The sequence below is a fragment of the Paenibacillus sp. FSL F4-0122 genome, from assembly GCF_038002845.1.
In the GTDB taxonomy this organism is placed as follows: domain Bacteria; phylum Bacillota; class Bacilli; order Paenibacillales; family Paenibacillaceae; genus Paenibacillus_AQ; species Paenibacillus_AQ odorifer.
The window spans coordinates 815735-832272 of record NZ_JBBODI010000001.1 but is presented as its reverse complement, the minus strand read 5'-3'; the positions used below and the strand labels follow the sequence as shown (position 1 = coordinate 832272).

The 16538-nt window shown below is 44.2% G+C and carries 15 protein-coding genes; 10 read left to right on the top strand and 5 right to left on the bottom strand.

All coding sequences use genetic code 11. The features are described 5' to 3' along the window. Nucleotides 1-30 precede the first annotated feature (30 nt). A complete protein-coding gene (locus tag MHH49_RS03420; protein WP_036680114.1) occupies nt 31-528 on the top strand; it encodes a hypothetical protein in 498 nt (165 codons plus the stop codon). A gap of 17 nt (nt 529-545) precedes the next feature. Then, nucleotides 546-1637 carry a DUF4097 family beta strand repeat-containing protein gene (locus tag MHH49_RS03415; protein WP_038569223.1) on the top strand — a complete coding sequence of 364 codons (1092 nt, stop codon included), beginning with the start codon at nt 546-548 and terminating at the stop codon, nt 1635-1637. A 75-nt stretch (nt 1638-1712) separates the two neighbouring features. Here the strand turns inward: MHH49_RS03415 and MHH49_RS03410 are convergent, their stop codons facing one another. Further along, complete coding sequence (locus MHH49_RS03410; protein ID WP_076274977.1) at nt 1713-2693, bottom strand: aldo/keto reductase; 981 nt, start codon at nt 2691-2693, stop codon at nt 1713-1715. 226 nt (nt 2694-2919) lie between these two features. On the opposite strand from MHH49_RS03410, the gene leuB reads away from it, so the two are divergent. The 6 genes from leuB to MHH49_RS03380 all read left to right on the top strand — a co-directional run bounded on the left by leuB (nt 2920) and on the right by MHH49_RS03380 (nt 10131). After that, nucleotides 2920-4002 carry a 3-isopropylmalate dehydrogenase gene (leuB, locus tag MHH49_RS03405; protein WP_036680106.1) on the top strand — a complete coding sequence of 361 codons (1083 nt, stop codon included), beginning with the start codon at nt 2920-2922 and terminating at the stop codon, nt 4000-4002. A gap of 171 nt (nt 4003-4173) precedes the next feature. Then, nucleotides 4174-4713, top strand: coding sequence for a peroxiredoxin (locus MHH49_RS03400; RefSeq protein ID WP_038569225.1), 540 nt, complete (start codon nt 4174-4176; stop codon nt 4711-4713). Between the two features lie 225 nt (nt 4714-4938). Beyond that, nucleotides 4939-5346 carry a hypothetical protein gene (locus MHH49_RS03395; RefSeq protein WP_036680100.1) on the top strand — a complete coding sequence of 136 codons (408 nt, stop codon included), beginning with the start codon at nt 4939-4941 and terminating at the stop codon, nt 5344-5346. Between the two features lie 389 nt (nt 5347-5735). After that, nucleotides 5736-6839, top strand: coding sequence for an ATP-binding protein (locus tag MHH49_RS03390; protein ID WP_036680098.1), 1104 nt, complete (start codon nt 5736-5738; stop codon nt 6837-6839). A 107-nt stretch (nt 6840-6946) separates the two neighbouring features. Next, nucleotides 6947-8452 carry a leucyl aminopeptidase gene (locus MHH49_RS03385; protein WP_143766164.1) on the top strand — a complete coding sequence of 502 codons (1506 nt, stop codon included), beginning with the start codon at nt 6947-6949 and terminating at the stop codon, nt 8450-8452. A 120-nt stretch (nt 8453-8572) separates the two neighbouring features. Further along, a protein-coding gene (locus tag MHH49_RS03380) for an IS3 family transposase (protein WP_094903917.1) occupies nt 8573-10131 on the top strand; the annotation gives its coding sequence in 2 pieces (ribosomal slippage) (nt 8573-9206 and nt 9206-10131; 1560 coding nt in all). A gap of 93 nt (nt 10132-10224) precedes the next feature. Here MHH49_RS03380 and MHH49_RS03375 read toward each other — a convergent pair. The 4 genes from MHH49_RS03375 to MHH49_RS03360 form a co-directional block, all read right to left on the bottom strand. Further along, the gene (locus tag MHH49_RS03375) at nt 10225-10371 is read right to left on the bottom strand and encodes a hypothetical protein (RefSeq protein ID WP_169744741.1); all 147 of its coding nucleotides are present in this window, start codon (nt 10369-10371) and stop codon (nt 10225-10227) included. A gap of 103 nt (nt 10372-10474) precedes the next feature. Continuing rightward, entirely contained in the window at nt 10475-10654 is a 180-nt protein-coding gene (locus MHH49_RS03370; RefSeq protein ID WP_038569228.1) for a FeoB-associated Cys-rich membrane protein, read from the bottom strand. A 44-nt stretch (nt 10655-10698) separates the two neighbouring features. After that, entirely contained in the window at nt 10699-12711 is a 2013-nt protein-coding gene (gene feoB, locus MHH49_RS03365; protein WP_341137888.1) for a ferrous iron transport protein B, read from the bottom strand. Further along, the gene (locus MHH49_RS03360; RefSeq protein WP_036680093.1) at nt 12708-12950 is read right to left on the bottom strand and encodes a FeoA family protein; all 243 of its coding nucleotides are present in this window, start codon (nt 12948-12950) and stop codon (nt 12708-12710) included. Before MHH49_RS03360 ends, feoB begins: the two co-directional genes overlap by 4 nt. 238 nt (nt 12951-13188) lie before the next feature. Here MHH49_RS03360 and MHH49_RS03355 point away from each other — a divergent pair, with 238 nt between their 5' ends. Together MHH49_RS03355 and MHH49_RS03350 are read left to right on the top strand one after the other, a co-directional pair. Next, nucleotides 13189-14148 carry an aldolase catalytic domain-containing protein gene (locus MHH49_RS03355; protein WP_170914180.1) on the top strand — a complete coding sequence of 320 codons (960 nt, stop codon included), beginning with the start codon at nt 13189-13191 and terminating at the stop codon, nt 14146-14148. A gap of 244 nt (nt 14149-14392) precedes the next feature. Next, nucleotides 14393-16519 (top strand): putative bifunctional diguanylate cyclase/phosphodiesterase, encoded by a 2127-nt coding sequence (locus tag MHH49_RS03350; RefSeq protein WP_341137887.1) that lies wholly within the window; start codon nt 14393-14395, stop codon nt 16517-16519. The last annotated feature ends 19 nt before the right edge of the window (nt 16520-16538 follow it).

Here is a 16538-nt window from a genome sequence, read left to right as displayed (position 1 = left end):
TTTGCTACCCAAATTTTAGGAGGATGTATTATGATTAAGAAGAGACGTTGGCTCACTTTTATGCTGGCTATGGTACCTGGAGTAGGTCATTTGTACTTAGGCTTTAAAAAGCAGGGGTTACAGTTTATGATCGGGGCGTCCTTATGTATAATGTTTATTCCGTCCGAGCCCTTGATCTTCCCGTTTGCCCTGGCGGCGCTGTGGTTTTATCAATTGTTTGATGCCCTGCAGAAGGCGGCTTGGATGAAAATAACTGCTGCTGAACACGAACGAATGATGTTTCATCCAGACAGCTTCGGAGCCCCTTGGACCATGGGGATGTCCTCTATGCCTGGATATCCGCATGAAGAGATCAATCCAGCTTGGGTGGGAATCGGCTGTGTTGTTGCTGGATTCCTCATGTTGGTAATCACAGCTTTCCCTACCCTTTGGGATATGCTGACTGAGATCAACATCGGCACGATCCTATTATCAGTGGGTCTGATTGCGTACGGACTGAAGATGTTAAGGAACAATACGAGAGCATAAGAAACGGGGATTTAACTATGGGGAGATGGAAAATAGGAAGTTTCACAGCAGCCTTGGGCTGCATTGCCCTTGGTGTCATTATCGTGATGGCTCAGTATGATATGATCAGCTATGAGGTGCTTGGTTTTTTATGGCCAGCGTTGTTGGTCTTATTCGGACTTGAGATGTTGATAAGACTTTTTATCAAATCCGATGTCAAAAGCCGTGTAAGCGGCTGGGCCATCCTGTTAATTATTGTACTGATCGGAGCAAGTGGTGCTCAGACAGTAATGGCGGGAGGTTCACTCAGCAATCTGATCGGTAATACACATCTAACTCCGCTTAGTGGGAATGTGGAAGTGAAAGAGAATATTACGACGCTCAAAATCGTACTTCCGAGTGGAAAAGTAAAGGTTGAGGGTGTAGCTGGAAGCTCTTTGGATTATGAGGGAAGTTTACTGCTGCCTGGAAAATCGCAAAGTGATGCTGAAAGTGCACTGGAAAAGAAATGGAAGGTTAGTACTGAAGGAGATACACTGATTATGGAGCTTGATTCCGATCATAATTGGTTCTCTAACATTCAGTTTGGATTCAATACCAAAAGTCCTTATCTAAATGTAAGTGCACCCAATAACCTTGCTGTTGAGGTTGAGACAAGTGATGGCTCTATAGAAGCCTGGAATCTAAAGTCAGGTATAGAGGTTGAGACAAGTAATGGTGCATTAAATATTCATGATATTGTCGGCGAAGTGGATGCGCATACCAGTAATGGGTCACTATCCGTACAGAATATCCAAGGTGAAGTTGAACTCGTGAGCTCTAATGGAGCCATAGTATTGGATAACATTGATGGGGCGTTGTCAGCCAAGAGCAGCAACGGCAAAATTACTATAAACTCAGCAGTGACCGGAAACTGGAAGTGTACATCCAGTAACGGAAAGATTATAGTGGGCTTGCCGGCCGTGTCGGATGCGAAGATTATTGCAGATACAAGCAATGGCTCGCTGAAGGGGAATGTACCCTGGGATCGGGACGGCGATAGCTATGGTACCGCTGTGCTTGGTAAAGCCACATATACTGTGGACTTAAGCACGAGTAATGGAAGTGTGACCGTGGACACAGCTGAATAAGTATGAATAAAAGGGAGCTGGGGCTTCAGCGTATTGATTCTGCTGAGGCCTCAGCTCCTTTGTGATAGAACTTACCTACCAAGCATACGCTTTAGGGGCTTCACCGCCGGGTCCAGGGAATATTTCATCTAGTCGTTTAAGCACAGCTTCATCTAGCACAATCTCAAGACTGCGCAGCGCACTCTCAAATTGCTCCAAGGTGCGGGGGCCGATAATTGGAGCAGTTACAGCAGGATTAGCCAGTAGCCAAGCAAGAGCGACATTATCCTGTGGTTCTCCCAGCTCCATACATAAGCTGGCAAAAGCCTCAAGCTGGCTCTTGTGCTGCTCTACACGATCTGCATTTCCGCCACTTCGGCTGCCCTCTATTTTTTTGAGTGCATTTCTTCCGAGAAGACCTCCATCGAGTGGGCTCCAAGGAATAATACCTAGTCCCAGATGGCGAGCGGCTGGCAAAACTTCAAGTTCAGGAAGCCGACAGGTCAGACTGTATTTATGCTGCTCTGAGACTAGTCCAAGAAAACCACGAGCCTTAGCTTCTTGTTGAGCTACGGCGATATCCCAGCCTGCAAAGTTACTGGAACCGACATAACCAATCTTGCCTTGATTCACAGCCAGCTCGAAAGCCCCCCAGAGCTCTTCCCAGGACGTACTGCGGTCTATATGATGCATCTGGTACAATTCAATATGATCGGTCTGAAGACGCTGCAGGGACCCTTCAAGATGGCGGCGAATGATATATGAGGATAATCCTTCTTCATCATTAGGACCATCAAGGTTATCATTCATGGCTCCATAAACTTTGGTGGCTAGTACAACCTTTTCCCGCCGCCCGCCGCCTTGTTTAAACCAGCGTCCGATAATGGTTTCAGTCAGGCCAGAATTTTCGCCCCAGCCGTAAATGTTAGCGGTATCAAAAAAATTAACACCTGCATCCAGTGCAGCGTCCATGATGCGGAAGGCTTCTTTTTCATCCGTCTGCGGGCCAAAATTCATCGTTCCTAGACATAGGCGACTGACCTTCATGCCGGATTTGCCAAGCTTTGCATATTGCACTTCGCATTCACTCCTTTGATAGATGACTTCATATTAATTGTAAACATCTTCAGAACTAAGAGCAAATATGCTCAGCATTGAGGGTGGTGGTCTGATCCTGATTGTTTATAGGCTATACCTATCAGCTCAATAGAATCTATATCTTTGTCCTTTACGACTGGGTATGATACAACAATATAAAGAAGAACTATGTCTGTTAGAGCAGAAAACTTGAGGAGTGACTGAGATGAGTGAAGTTAAAAAAATCGCCGTAATCGCAGGGGACGGTATTGGACCAGAAGTTGTAGCAGAAGCGGAAAAAGTATTAAAAGTAACAGAAGAAGTATTCGGTTATGCTTTTGAAACAGAGCACGCATTATTTGGCGGTATCGCAATAGACGAGAAGGGGACTCCGCTGCCGGAAGATACACTTGAAATCTGTCGTAGCGCAGATGCTGTGTTATTGGGTGCTGTTGGTGGACCGAAATGGGATAATAATCCAAAGGAGCTTCGTCCCGAAACCGGACTGCTTGGAATTCGCAAAGCACTGGGGTTGTTCTCCAACCTGCGTCCAGCTGTCGTATTTGACTGTCTTAAGGATGCTTCGACTTTGAAACCTGAAGTCCTGGAAGGCACAGATCTTATGGTAGTTCGCGAACTGACTGGCGGGATTTACTTCGGAGATAAATTGCGCCGTCAAGGAGAACATGGTGAAGAAGCTGTGGACACCTGTGTATATAACGTAATGGAAGTAGAACGAATTGTCCGCCAAGCTTTTGAGATTGCCGGCAAGCGCCGTAATAAACTGGCGAGTGTTGATAAAGCGAATGTACTTGAAACTTCACGTTTGTGGCGTGAGGTTGTGAATAAGATTGCTCCAGAATATCCGGAGGTAGAGGTAGAGCATGTACTGGTTGATAACTGCGCAATGCAGCTGCTGCGCCGTCCATCTAGCTTTGACGTTATCGTTACTGAGAACATGTTTGGTGATATCTTGAGCGACGAGGCTGCTATGCTAACAGGTTCTATCGGTATGCTTGCTTCAGCTTCGATGGGTGACGGCAACTATGGTCTCTACGAGCCCGTTCACGGCTCTGCTCCTGATATTGCCGGACAAGGGCTTGCGAACCCGATCGCAACAATCTTGTCGCTGGCCCTGATGTTCCGCTTAACCTTTGGTTATGAGGATGCTGCTGCTGCAATCGAAGCGGCAGTTGCTGCAGTATTGGATGCAGGACACCGTACAAGTGATATCGCCGTGGATAAGAGCAAAGCGATCAGTACAACTGAAATGGGCGACCTGATTGTTGCAGCAATCCGCAAAGCCTAATGCTTTATTTATAATAATTATAAATAAATAATTGATCTAATCTTGACTTTGATTTTGTGCGATGATACCATTTGTTAAGTAGACAAGATATTATCTATTTCAGCATTTTTCAGTATATTGAGAGATACAAATGGTATTTTTTCTTACATAATCAGAGGGAGGATTCTAGCAATGGCGGAACGTTTTGTAGGTAGACCGGCTCCCGATTTTACTATGGAAACCGTATCAGGTGATGGTAAGGATTTTGGTAAAGTAAGCTTGTCTGATTATCGTGGCAAATGGCTTGTATTCTTCTTCTATCCGCTTGATTTCACATTTGTATGTCCAACTGAAATCACAGCTCTCAGTGACGCAGCAGCACAGTTTGAAGCACTTGATACAGCGATTCTCGGCGCAAGCATCGATTCGATCCACAGCCACAAAGCTTGGATTAATACCCCTAAGGATTCCAACGGCCTGGGTCGTTTGAATTTCCCGCTTGCAGCTGATATTACGAAACAAGTCTCTAAAGACTATGGCATTCTGATTGAAGAAGAAGGTATCGCATTGCGTGGCTTGTTCATTATCGATCCTGAAGGCGAATTGAAATATCAAGTCGTTAACCACAATGATGTAGGCCGCAGTGTGGAAGAAACTCTTCGTGTTCTGCAAGCCTTGCAATCTGGTGGTTTATGCCCAATGAACTGGAAGCCGGGCGATAAGAATCTGTAAATTTTAGACCGTTATCATAGTGATCTTTGATATTCTGATTTCTACCTCCTTGCAGAAAATTTTCTGTAAGGGGGTTTTTTGCACCAAAAGATCTTGTATATCTAAATAGATTTGAAAATAGGCGCGAAAAGTTATATTATGTCCTCGAGTGGAGGAATCTCCATTGGGGTAATGTAATACAATAATAAACAATCAAAGGGTTACTTCTAAGGAGGGCGAACAAATATGAGCTTTTGCTGTGGAGCGAGTATGGTAGGAACAAAGGGGACCTTAAAACATTATCGCACGCAAGTCCATAATGTTCCCCTGCTTTTTTGTCCGGTATGTCATCGTGTGGAGGTTCACTACAAGGTCGAGAATGAATATGAGATCTTAGCGGAATATGCACATGGAGATGGTGTTACCGACGTGGACTTTCAGGACTATGTCATGGAAGACGAAACTGCAATTTTCGAGAACGTCATTAACGTCGAGAGTGAAGATCCTCTAGCCGTTGTACGCAATCAAATCGATATGGCGCTTGATCTGCTAGCTGTAGCCAAACAGATTGAGGATACCAAGTGGGAACGGGAATTGAAAAAAAGGTTAGCTGTGATGAGTCAGCGCCGTCTACGCCTGCAACAAAAGGCATAAGTTTATTACTAATTTTTTGGGCATGCCCCATTTCCATGTAAGCCTCCGCAATCGCGGGGGCTTTTTAGCTTTTTATAATCCTTTTTAGTTTTTCGTGATCCTTTTTAGATTTTTTTAAATCATTTAGGCGAATAAATAGCGATAAATATAATTTGATGTGATGTTTCATATGTCTTTGGAATCATTTTATGAATTTTTTTACCATTCGACAGTTTCTCCGATTGCGTTGTCTAGTTCTCTTGGATATGATTGGAATATAATTGAACCGGTTGGAAAAAGTGCAACGATTACCGAATGTTCTGGCGGCTTCGTCATACACTCAAATACATAGTAATTTGATGTCGCTTAAGCGTCTTCGTCAAATGCAGTAAAAGGGGGAACTTCGTATCGTGATTAGCCAATATCAAGAAAGTCTTCTATTACCGGGAAGAACCTATCAAACTGGACCTGTGGATACTACATACGAGGATGTTCTAGAGAATATTGACAGCGGAATCATGCTTTTTGATGAAGAGGGAGTTATAAGTTTTGTAAATAAGCAAATGTACGGGATGCTCGAGCTTACCCGTCACTCTCTTGTGGGCTGCACATTTTCCCATCTGCTGTCTAATGTTCGACTGAGCCGTTCCAAGAAAAAACAAGTACTGCAGAGCTACAGAGAGATGGTATACAAAGGAAAATCAAATTATGAGTTTCTAGACGAGTATGGCCGTTACTGGAAGGTTACTTTATGCTGCGGAGAGCAAATGAAAGGCTGTTATTTGTTCACTGTCAAGGAAATCTCGGATTATAAGTTAATCGAACAAACGGCTTACCAGAACGATAGCTTAGCTATGCTAGGCAAATTATCCGCATCTATTGCCCATGAAATCCGGAATCCGTTGACCGCGATCCGGGGATTTATTCAACTGCTTCATCCATACTTGCACCAACTGGGGAAAGAGGAATATGCCAAGATTATATTGGCCGAGATCGATCGTGCGAACGATATTATCCATGAATTTCTCTCCTCCTCTAAGCCGTCAGTTCCGCAGGTGGGGATGATACCCGTGTCCGCATTGCTCAAGGAGGTTGTTCTCCTTACAGAGAGCGAAGCTTTAATGAAGGGCTGCCAGATCAATCTTCATCCTCTTCAAGAGGACATGGTGATTTCTGGAGATGTCAAACAGATGAAGCAAGTTGTGCTTAATATGATTAGAAATGCGATGGAGGCTGTAGCGGATCGAGAAGATGATTCGATGGGGAAAATCGAGGTTGGTGCCCGCAGAGAAGGCTCTGAGGTCCGTATGTTCATATCTGACAACGGTAAAGGAATGGATATTCGTACACTGGACAGGTTATTTAATCCTTTCTTTACTACCAAAGAGAATGGTACAGGATTGGGTCTTTCCGTAAGTGACCGCATCATCAAAAATCATGGCGGATGCATTTCTGTTAGCAGCAGAGTTAACGAGGGTACTCATTTTGTGATCTCTTTGCCATTAATCCATTAGAATAAGTAATAAGAGGCTGATCCCTGCGGATAATACAGATGCGGAGATCAGCCTTTGCTTATGTTACAATGGGTGTTGGTTTTGGGAAACAAATGGAGGTAATCACAATGAATATAGAATACAACAGTGGTGTTGCCAACAATGTGCAGGGTGATGCCCTTATCCTTATTATTTCTGAGTCTGAGGTCGAGAATGGAGGCTTTTCCGAAGGATGGGATGACAGAATTCGCCTATTGGGAAAGACGGGTTTATTTAAAGGCAAGCTTAATCAGACTTATGTACTACCTGCTGAGAATTCATCTGGTTGTCCTGTTGTTATTTTGGTTGGCAGGGGGGACCAACTTCTCACGACTGAGGATCTAAGGCAAATGGGGGCTCAGACAGCTCGTGCAGCGCTTCGTTTGAAGGCGCTCAAGCTGGTATTTGAAGTGCCGGACAAATTACAGGAGCTTACCGTAGAGAAGGATGTGACTTCTATTGCTTATGCGCTGACGGAGGGGCTAATGCTAGGTTCCTATCGCCGGGCTACCTATAAGCAGGTGCAGTCTTTTTATACAGGCCCAACAGCAGTTGTTTTCACTATAAAAGAGAAATTAGAGGGTAATGCCGGACGGGATTGGACTCAAGGCATTCAGAAGGGGCTAGCTTTCGGTGAGGCCACGAATTTGGCGCGGAGCTTGACCAACATGCCTGGTAATCTATTGACCCCCTCAGACCTTGCTGTGGCCGCTATAGAGGTTGCTGAGCGATATGGCTTTCCTTCTGAGGTGCTGGATGAACGGGAAATTGAGCAAAAAGGAATGGGCGGATTGCTCGCAGTCGGAAAAGGAAGTGTAAACCCTCCACGAATGATCGTCATCCGTTATCAGGGGACAGGGAATTGGGATAAGGTAGTGGGGCTTGTAGGGAAGGGAGTTACCTTTGACACCGGCGGGATTTCCTTAAAAAGAGCACCAGGCATGGAAGAGCTGATTAGTGATATGGGTGGGGCAGCGGCTGTACTCGGAGTAATGGAGGCGCTTGGCCGCTTACGTCCACGAATTAATGTCGTTATGGTTATTCCGTCTGCGGAGAATATGCCATCGGCCAATGCTTTTAAGCCTGGAGATGTTATTACCTCCATGAGCGGACGAACGATAGAAGTGTTGAATACCGACGCTGAAGGCAGAATTGTACTGGGAGATGCGCTGACTTATGCTCGGGAATGGGGAGCGAAACGTATTATCGATGTAGCTACACTGACAGGCGCTGTGTTGTCCACTTTGGGAGATATAGCAACAGGTGCTGTAACTAATGATGAAGCGTTTCTGGAGCGATTTCTGGCCGCTTCAAGCTATTCAGGGGAAAAGGTCTGGCAGCTTCCGGCATACCCGGAATTTCGTGAGATGCTAAAGAGCGAGGTTGCCGATATCCGTAACACTGCTGGAAGATATGGTGGAGCCACTACAGGCGGATTATTTGTAGGTGAGTTTGCTGAGGGCTTGCCATGGATTCATCTAGATATTGCTGGCACTGCATATGTATCTAAAGAACGTGGAGTTAATCCTAAGGGAGCAACAGGTGTCATGGTTCGTTCTATCATTCAGTGGCTGCTGAGCGAAAGCGAGATCTAAACATCCGGGGAGCTGTCCGTTCTAAACAACAAGGGGTGTTCCCTAAACCAGAGTGATATGCTCCCCATATAGTAGACAGGTGAAATAATAAAAACCTGTCGCTGTATGGGGAGCATTTTTATGGAACAAAAAAAGTATACAGCACTGGAAAAGTTAACGATTCTCCAAGAAATTGAACGGGGCGACATTGGTTTGAAAGCTGCGGCCCGGAAGTATGGAATATCCAAAAACTCTATAGTGAAGTGGCGGCAACGTTATCAATTGTATGGATACGAAGGGCTGGAAGTCCGAAGCTACAATCGTACGTATTCTGCAGAACTTAAACTCTATGCCGTTAAGGATTATCTCGAGGGAGGATTGTCGCAAAACCAAATCATCTGCAAGTATAAGATTGCAAGTGCAACCCAACTCGCCAACTGGATTAGGAAGTATAATGGTCATAGCAACAGCTTAACAGCTCATTCAGGAGGAACTAAAGCTATGACCAAAGGACGCGTAACCACTTGGCAGGAACGGATAAATATCGTGCTGTACTGCCTTTCGAACGGAGAAGACTATGCGAAGGCGGCAAGCCATTTTCACGTGTCTTACCAACAAGTATATAGCTGGGTAAAGAAGTACGAAGCAGGTGGTGAAGAGGCATTACGAGACGGTAGAGGACGCACCAAAGCGCCTGAAGAACTTACGGAAGCAGATCGCCACAAACTCGCGATGCAAAAGCTGGAATACGAGAATGCACGCCTGCGTGCGGAGAATGCTTTTCTAAAAAAGTTAGAGGAACTCGAAAAGAGGAGGCGTTAAGAACCATTCGCCAGGTGAATATCTACCTGGCCATTCAGGCTGTTCAGCAGGAACAGTCTTGCTCCATTCGGCTTTTGTGTGACATCGCAGGGATTTCACGGTCAAGTTATTACAAATGGTTGAATCGCAAACCCAGTTTTCGAGAGGCTGACAACGAGAAACTGACAGAGGCCATGCTCCTCTTGTATGAGAAGGTGGAACGAACCTTTGGGTATCGCCAATTGACCCTGCATTTGCGCAGACAAATGGATAAATCTATTAACGCAAAGCGAGTGTACCGGCTGATGAGATGCCAAGGTATCCAGTCAGTCATCCGCAGAAAGAGAAAGAAGTATGTAGGCTCCACGCCTCAGCAGGTTGCAGAGAATGTGCTGAACCGTAATTTTGAGGCTGAAGCTCCAAACCAAAAATGGGTAACGGATGTAACGGAATTCAAATACGGCAACGGCAAGAAGGCGTATTTAAGTGCAATAAAAGATCTGTATGACAAGTCCATTGTTGCTTACGTTCTGGGTCATTCCAATAATAATTCGCTAGTTTTTAACACACTGGAATTAGCTTTGCAGGCAGCACCGGAGAGCCGAACCTTACTCCATAGCGACCGTGGTTTCCAGTATACCTCTCTGCATTTTAAGAAGATGCTGGACGATGCAGAACTGAAGCAAAGCATGTCCCGAGTAGGCTGCTGCATTGACAATTCGCCGATGGAATCCTTCTGGGGAACATTGAAATGTGAGAAGTACTACTTACATACCTACCAGACCTTTGAAGAACTCCAAACAGATATTGATACCTACATTCACTTTTATAATAACGAACGGTTACAGGCAAAACTAAACGGCCTCAGTCCCATTGAATTTAGGACTAAGGCCGCTTAAACTACTTTTATTTTTTGTGCTGTCTACTTGACGGGGTGCAGTTCAGAGTCTGGTTTAGGGAACACCCCTTTATTGAAATCCAAGAGCAGAAGCTTAAACAGTACGACTGGATTTTTTGGCCTTCGATTGGGAAGTGTAAGATTGAATGCCGTTCATAATTTTATCGCGAGTTCCCTTATTCTTCAGTAAATATGCTGCTCCCAATGCGACCGTTGTAAATAATGTCTTTTTGGTATTCATAGGAATTACCTCCTTGGTATTGTCTGTAGTTGCTTATAACAAACATACCCGTTAGTTAAGGAGGCTAAACGATAAATCACTATTTATTGCCCATTTTACAAGCCTACTTCTTGTTGTTAACCGGTGTTGAACAACAAGAAAGCGGGGAATCCATCGATGCTGCCGAGCAGCTTTTTCCTTTATCACAGCCTGCACAAGCGCCCTGCTTTCCCTTTTGCACATGTCGATAGATGGTCCAGCCAGAATAACCGAAAATTAAGGCGACAATCACAACATTTATCATAATGGTACCCCACTTTCATCATGAGAATCTTATAATTTACAAGTCTACGACCATCCTAATAACCGTCCGCCTTGAAAAATAATTAAAGATACGATATACGCCAGAACGAGAGAATACCCCATGGAGAAGAAGGTCCATTTCCAAGACGCTGTTTCTTTTTTGATAACCCCTACAGTAGCCAAACAAGGAATATATAGCAGGATAAAGGCCATAAAGCTGATCGAACTCAATGGTGTGAAGACTTGAGAAATTTGATTTTCTAAACCAGCAGCATCTGGTGCATGATAGATGATATTCATGGTAGAGACTACGACCTCTTTTGCCAAAAATCCCGGAACCAACGTAGAGCCAGCCTGCCATGTTCCGAAACCAAGCGGTGCCAGTAGCGGTGCGATCATACCCCCAAACTTAGCCAGGAAGCTGTGATCCATGTCCACATTAAACCCGCCAGGACCGGCATAAGACATAAACCAAATAATTGCTGAGCCTGCAAGAATAATAGTTCCAGCTTTTCGCAGGAAACCCTTGCCCTTTTCCCAAGTGCTGCGCGATAAGGTCTTGATCTGCGGCATACGATAAGGTGGAAGCTCGATCATGAAAACTGAGGATTCATTTTTGAATAAATATTTAGAGAATACCTTACAAAGAATCAGAGCAAACACAATACCCATCACATACATGGACAGAACTGCTACGGCCTCTTGCGCCGGAAAAAACACAGCTGCGAATAAAGCGTAAACAGGCAGTCTCGCAGAACAGGACATCAGCGGCATTAGCAAGGTGGTCAGCATGCGGTCTTTGGGCTGTTCGATGCTGCGCGCCGCCATTATGGCAGGTACATTGCAGCCGAAGCCAATGATGAATGGAATAAATGCTTTTCCGTTTAGTCCCATACGTTCCATGGTGCTGTCCATTAATAAGCAAACCCGAGCCATGTATCCTGAATCCTCCAAGAAGGAAATGATCAGGAAGAGAATGAAGATTTGCGGGACAAAGACGAGGACGCCCCCTACACCGCTAATTAATCCATCGACAATCAGGGCATGCGTGAAGCTGGATGCTCCAAGCGTCTGAAGCAGGGAATTGGCTCCATCACTAATCGGTCCGGAGATCAGGCCATCGAGGAGATCTGATAGAGGTCCGCCGACCCAGTCAAATGTGGTCTTAAAGAGAGCATACATAAAGAAGATAAATAAGGGCAGTCCTAGAAAACGATGCGTCAATATGGAATCTAATCTTTCTGTTAAGTTATGAGGTTTCTGCGTTGTTGTATCAAGTACAACCTCACAAATGGAGTGGATATAATCCATCCGCTGTGAGCGAATCCATTGGGGGAGCGTCAGGGCCAGCTTTTTGATCTGTAGCTCACTCTGACAGGATTCACAGATGTTTAGCAGGCGAGTGGTGTCCATACGTGTCTTCAGAAAATGAAGAATAACCGGATTCTGCTCCATAAGCTGTAAAGCAATCCAGCGGTGATTGGGTAAGTCCTTGATAGGAAGTAATTCCTTTTCTATAGAAGATATCGCATGCTCTACAATCTCACCGTAGTTCAACTTGAACTTTACAGCGGGAATCGCAGAGGATTTCTCTAAAATACTGAGGACTTGTGCGCAGCCTTTTCCCGTTCTTGCAACAAGCGGGAGGACAGTTATACCCAGTCGTGATTGTAAGACTTCATGATTGATGCGAATTCCACGTGCATTAGCGACGTCAATCATATTCAGTCCGAGTAAGGTAGGTTTGCCATACTCAAGTAATTGAAGCGTGAGCAGCAGATTTCGTTCCAGCTGTGAAGCATCCACGATATTAATTAAGGCTTCTGGAGATCCTTCTATTAGATACTGGGCAGCAACCCCCTCATCGCGTGAGAGTGGGTGCAAGGAATAGATGCCCGGCAAATCAATGAGCTTGCCAGCGCCGTTCTTCAGGCTGCCGATCTTCTTTTCTACAGTTACCCCTGACCAGTTACCAACATATTCGTATGAGGAGGTTAACGTATTGAAAAGAGAGGTTTTACCTGTATTGGGGTTACCTACAAGAGCTATTGAACTCAAGACACGTTCACCTCAATCAATGAAGCTTCCTTCCGGCGGATGGCGAACAGTTGTCCATTGCACTCTAAGGTAATAGGTCCTAAAAAAGGTCCTTTTCCTTTCAGGCGAATGCTCACACCCTCGGACACTCCAAGATCAGCCAGACGACGGCGTAGGATAGGATTGATTCCTTCTATTTTATGAATATATCCGGTCGAACCCGGTTGTAGTCGCAGTAATGAGCAAGAGGTAGAAGCCATTTTTATCCCTCCAAAAGAGACTGATAATCAATCTCAATGATTTTCTTGTAATGTAGCATTTTTAGGGCTTATTTACTGTGATCATTGTCGCTGACACGATGTGGTAATAGCATTAAGGAGAAGAAGATGAAATTCCTTTACATTTTATTCTTCATTAAAGTATGATTATACGATATAAATTGCATAGTAAAGCTATATTCGCGGTTATAATGATTGCAATAGTTGAAGGGAGATAATTATGAAGACTAATCAATGTAAGATTGTTGACTGCACCATCCGAGATGGGGGCCTAGTGAACAACTGGGATTTTAGTGTGGAATTTGTACAAAACTTATATGCCGGCTTGAATGAAGCTGGTGTTGATTATATGGAAATCGGTTATAAAAATTCACCAAAATTGCTCAAAGGAGCAGAGGGTGCCGGACCATGGCGTTTTCTGGACGATGATTTCCTGCGTAAAGTGATTCCGCAAAAAGGTCACACCAAGCTATCTGCTTTGGTTGATATCGGCCGCGTGGATGAGAATGATATTTTGCCCCGCAGCGAAAGTATGCTGGATTTGATTCGTGTGGCATGCTACAGCAAAGATGTAGAGAAAGCCCTCCAATTGGTACAAACTTTCCATGATCTAGGCTATGAGACAACGATCAACATTATGGCTTTGTCTAATGTTATGGAGAATGAATTGTTGGAAGCTTTTGAAATGATCCGTGAGAGCGTTGTTGATGTGGTATATATTGTAGATTCATACGGCAGCTTGGATCACAATGACATGAATTATCTGGTTGAGAAGTTCAAGACACATCTGCCAAACAAACGTCTAGGCGTACATACTCACAATAATCTTCAGTTGGCGTTCTCCAACACGTTGATTGCTGCTGAGAATGGTGTAGAGTTACTGGATGCTTCTTGTTATGGGATGGGACGAGCTGCAGGAAATTGCCCTACAGAGCTGTTAGTAACTCATTTGAAGAATACACGTTACTCCTTGCGCCCTGTGCTTGATATTATTGAACGCCTGATGATTCCTTTGCGTGAGAAAGAGGAGTGGGGCTATATCATTCCTTATATGATCACAGGTACACTTGATGAGCATCCACGTTCAGCAATGGCACTTCGTGCATCTGCAGACAAGGATAAATCCGTTGATTTTTTTGATAAGCTTACAACACCAGAAGTAACCTTTGGTGACAAATAAACCTGAGTTTCTTAGAAGCACTGAACCCTTTCGTAGGGGGAAGTGCTTTTTTGGTTGCCTGCTAGCAGAAAATGGTTTATATTTATGCAAGATTTATGAATATATAACTTATAAACGCGCCTTCCATTTGAATGCCGATAAAAGAAATGTAACTTAAAAGTCCTATCCCGCCGATATTTATACGTAGGACATAACTATACTTGAATGTTAATTAATAGATATTATTTTCAGACGCGAGGGACTTATGAGACAAGAAGAGAAAAAGACAATTCAAGCAGCTGCTGTAGGCGCCTTGCTGTTCCTTTTAATTCAAATTTTCCATACATCGCTTAACCGATTGGACGATTGGGATATTATTTCTTCTCTCTATCTCATTGTCGGCTGCTGTAATGTTGCTTTTGGATTTGCAATATTTGCACAGGGCTGGTTATTCTTCTCTAGCAGATTATCTAAAGGAAGATTATATGCCGCTGCTCTTTTTGGTGGAATATGTATTATTGATTTTTTGCATACACTGGGTTTTGTGGGCATCCCGTTGATTTCATCATTCATAACTTTTGAAGAATCGTTGTGGCTGCGAACCCTCTCACGACTAATCAGCGGTTTAGGAATGTTGTTTATTTTTAGCAGGGAAGATAAGCCCGTGTCTGTCTCTGAAAAAAGAAAGTTGTTTAGAATAGCCTTCATGCTGATTGTGCTTTCCATTGTTTTGTTTATATTCAGCCACTCGGCGTTACCTCAGTTTTTAACTAAACTTTGGATGAATCCTTTGAAGCAGATTGCTGATTTGGCAGTTCTTTTTGTTTACTTGGCAGGTGTTGCAGTTATTGTATTTCCTGAAAAAAGTGAAAAGTCAGCCTCCCTGCTTATTATTATTCGAGCACTTATCTTTTTCTCTTTGGGCCAAGCCTTTTTTATGAGTCCGTTCAGTAGTGGCAATATAGATGATCTTTTTGGAATGGTGTGTAGCGGTGTTGCATACTATTTGCTTCTTACTGGAGTATATCGTCTGACGATTGAAGAACCCTTTTACGAAAAGCAGTTGGCTGAGGAACGGATCAATTATTTAGCCTATCATGATGATTTAACGGGACTTCCCAATAGACGTCGTCTGACGCAGCGTGTAGAAGAGATGATTATTGCTGGAGAGAAGAAAACGAGCGATAAATTCTCAGCGTTAGCTATTATGAATATTAATCATTTCAAGAATATAAATGACTCCCTGGGCCATTTTGCCGGAGACCATTTACTGAAGCTGGTGTCTGAGCGCCTTGTGAATGAGGCTAAATCTACTGAAGAGCTTTATAGTATGGGGGCGGATGAGTTCGCTTTTCTTATGATGGAGAGAGCAAGTCTTGGAGAATGTTTGGTTCGAGCTACGGAGCTGCATCGATTGTTTGAGGTACCTATTGCCTTAGAGTCGGGGGAGTACCATATTTCGCTTAGTATGGGGTTAAGTATTTATCCCGGTGACGGTGAAACTGCGGAACATCTAATTCAGAATGCTGATACGGCGGTACATAATGCCAAGGAACAGGGAGTGGAGATTCGCCGGTATATTCCAGCTATGCAGATGAAAGCAAAGGAACGTCTAAAGCTGGAAAATGACCTCCGCAGAGCGCTTGAACGCAATGAATTCTTTCTGGTGTATCAGCCAAAGGTTTTGCTGGAGACGGAAGAGATCGTAGGAATGGAAGCTCTGCTCCGCTGGAATCATCCGAAACGTGGTCTGGTCTCTCCTGCGGAATTTATCCCGTTAGCTGAGGAGAGTGGACTCATTGTTCCGATTGGGGAATGGGTACTCAAAACAGCTTGTCTGCAGAATAAAAAATGGCAGCTGGCCGGCTATGTGCCGATTTGCGTCTCCATCAACCTATCTATGCGGCAATTCCTTCAGCCTAATCTAGCAGGGAGGATTCATACCATCTTAACCGATATTGGTTTAGATCCGTGTTATGTGGACCTTGAGATTACTGAGAGTATGACCTTGGATAAAGAAACAGCCTTTGATCAGCTGAAACGTCTGAAAGAGCTTGGTGTCTTCATCAGTATTGATGATTTTGGTACAGGCTACAGCTCCCTGCATTATCTAAAGAACATGCCGATCGACAGATTGAAAATCGACAGGTCGTTCGTATCAGAGGTTATGGAGGACAGCAACAATGCTGCTATAGTCTCTACAATCACTTCTATGGCGCATCATTTGAAGCTGAAGGTTACGGCTGAGGGTGTGGAGAACAAGGAGCAGCTGCAATTTCTGCGGGAGCAGCATTGTCATGAAGCTCAAGGATTTCTGTTCAGCAAACCTATTCAACCAGCAGAGTTTGAGGCGATATTTTTAAAAAAGGCACCCCTCGGCGCTTCCCTGTAAACTAAAAAAATGTTGATTT